General features: G+C 35.0%; 2 protein-coding genes and 1 tRNA gene. 2 read left to right on the forward strand and 1 reads right to left on the reverse strand.

Annotated features, from left to right (window positions below; all coding sequences use genetic code 11):
- Positions 1–615 precede the first annotated feature (615 nt).
- Positions 616–689, forward strand: a tRNA-Arg gene (locus tag F6K13_RS28025).
- A gap of 765 nt (positions 690–1454) precedes the next feature.
- Here the strand turns inward: F6K13_RS28025 and F6K13_RS28030 are convergent.
- Positions 1455–1688 (reverse strand): hypothetical protein, encoded by a 234-nt coding sequence (locus tag F6K13_RS28030; protein ID WP_287289133.1) that lies wholly within the window; start codon positions 1686–1688, stop codon positions 1455–1457.
- A gap of 266 nt (positions 1689–1954) precedes the next feature.
- On the opposite strand from F6K13_RS28030, the gene F6K13_RS28035 reads away from it, so the two are divergent.
- Positions 1955–2161: a DUF2862 domain-containing protein gene (locus tag F6K13_RS28035; RefSeq protein WP_124145194.1), complete on the forward strand. Its 207-nt coding sequence runs from the start codon at positions 1955–1957 to the stop codon at positions 2159–2161.
- Positions 2162–2524: the final 363 nt, after the last annotated feature.

Here is a 2524-nt window from a genome sequence, read left to right on the forward strand (position 1 = left end):
TGATAAATATGTAAGGATATTTATTAGTACCCTATAAATAATATAACTCCCTCAAGCAAAAGCTAAAATTGTGGACTTATAAAGTATAGATATATTAAGTTAGTATGAGAGACTTACCATACTTTATCGGTAGTGTAATGTTTAAGAATTATCTCACCCCTTCCCTGATTACCGTGTGTGAAATTTTTCCATCACCAGACATAGTATATTTTTACAGATTTTCTCTTATACGATTACAATACTGGATTTACAAGTTTTCAAGTATCTTGCTCCTAAATATATTAATAACTGTCTAGATCAAATTTCTGGGAAATAAGGCCATAATTCATCTGAAACTGCTCTACTGAAATTTTTATGTGGGCTTCTTCGAGAACAAGCTATAGGTATTTTTACCTCAATGGACTACATATATAATAAATTCTACTCTCAGCACGAGTGTATTCTGCCCGATCCTCATAATCAAAATACTAGCGATCGCCGGATTTAGTATTTCTAGTCCATTTACTCTCAAGACACTTGTACTTAATTAATCTAAATATCAAAGATCGACTTGCGTATTTGGAGATTTGCCAAGTAGAATAATAAAGAGTAACCTCAATCTCATAGTTTAAAATTGGGTGCGTAACTCAGTTGGATAGAGTAGCGACCTTCTAAGTCGCGAGCCGCAGGTTCGAATCCTGCCGCACCCGTAGATACTGAATTTAAAAAATTCCTAGATACAGCAAGTGTTTTAGGCTTTCTCTAAAAATGATCAAACATAATTTTCATCCTACATTCCGCACTTGAAAGCGTAGTATAAAGGGCTAGTAGTCAGTAGTCATTATTTAGTAGTCATTAGTTAGTAGTCAGTAGGGAATGATGGTGGCTAATTATCTGGCTCCATCAAGTATTTCTGCTTAATTTATTTAATTTAATTTGGCTTTTGTCTGAGTTAAATAATGATTTATAGACTATAAATACTGAGCAACCCACTGATGTTTGTGGTACTTTATTATATGAAAAATTGATGTGCGGAATCTGAGTTTTATTTAAATCATTTATCATTTTTTATTAATCTTCGGTGGAGGGTAGTAGGGAATAGGGAATTGGGAATAACTACTATTTAACCCCTTGACTATTGGGTTTAATACTTCACACTTCACCTGGAGTACGCTAATTGTCATAGATATTTAATGCCCATAATAATTACCCAGATTTCTATGATTAGTTTCATGATAATTTTTGCTCGTCAAAACTCTAGGAGAAGCTCTAAATATTGAGATGAAACAAATTATGTAGATATGAGAATTTAAGCAGCAGTGCTATATTGCAGTTCAAAGTTTGCTTAGGACATTCTCAAATTCTTATACCAACCGTGAAAAAAAATGTTACGAATAATAAGTGCGATAGAATTAAGTTCCGCTGAGACGAACAAAAGATTTTAGAGGAGATGTCCCTTTGACGAAAAAGATAATTTATATCATGTCCGGATAATTAGTTATAAAAAAACTTTCTCCTTTTTCTCCTCTTCCTTCTTCTTCCCTGCTGATATCAAATCCGTTTAATTGGACATAAAAAAAATCTTCAATCGCCATAACTACGTTTATCTTTGTAATTCTTTCTCCTCCTGACTCCTGACTTCCCCTCCCCTCCTGGGAGGGGGAGGGGCGAGGGGTGGGTTGACTCCTGAGGACTCCTAACTTAACCATTCTATGGCTGTTTAACCGGATTTGATATGACTCGGTCCTCCTGTACGTCGCCAATCCGGCGGCTTCCCCACCTGACTCCTAATAAATAGCCTAGTTATTTGTAGCAAACATTTATCAAATTAATACTATACCTCAATCATAGAAATAATTTGGCTTTTGACCTTTCATATTAGACTTTTGGTTTATACTATAGAACTGTGCTCAAGCACTAATTTCATATAAACTGTGCATTGATTCATACCACTAGGAGAACATCGTAAACAAAAATGGAAATAGGTCAGAAAGTAAAAGTAAAAGGTATCAAACAACAACCTATACCACCCGCAAATATAATTGACCAACTGAAGAAAAATCCAATTGGTACAATAAAAGAATTCAAAATGGTAGACGGTAGTGGAATCGGCTTTTGGGTCGAATTTGAAGAAAACATAGGTACTTGGTTTTTTGAAGAGGAATTAATACCTATCTCTTAACAGATGCTATAGCAGAAGGAAGAAGGCAGAAGGCAGAAGGCAGAAGGCAGAAGGCAGAAGGAAAAATCTGGCATTGTCTGAGTTTTCAGCTTTTGATATGTCCTCTTCTTTCCTTCGACTGCTATAAAATTAGAGAATTAGGGATAATACCAATATAGGAGAAAAAAGTATTACTTATAATATAAACTCCTATCATAAGTTACTTATCCCTATTAGAGCGGGAGCAAGATGCTCCCACTATCTATACCATGACAATGCACTAATACCAAACATTGTAGGGTGGACAGATATGAAAGATATCCAGCCATAAATCCCTACAGCTACAAATTTTAGTTAACTTGAGGTTCCGAAGCTTTCAATTCA

Source organism: Okeania sp. SIO2B9 (genome assembly GCF_010672505.1).
GTDB lineage: Bacteria > Cyanobacteriota > Cyanobacteriia > Cyanobacteriales > Microcoleaceae > Okeania > Okeania hirsuta.

What these genes read in the sequence shown, in the direction of transcription:
- F6K13_RS28035 (WP_124145194.1), top strand. Translation starts at nt 1,955, where the DNA reads ATGGAAATAGGTCAGAAAGTAAAAGTAAAAGGTATCAAACAACAACCT.
- F6K13_RS28030 (WP_287289133.1), bottom strand. Translation starts at nt 1,688, where the DNA reads ATGGTTAAGTTAGGAGTCCTCAGGAGTCAACCCACCCCTCGCCCCTCC.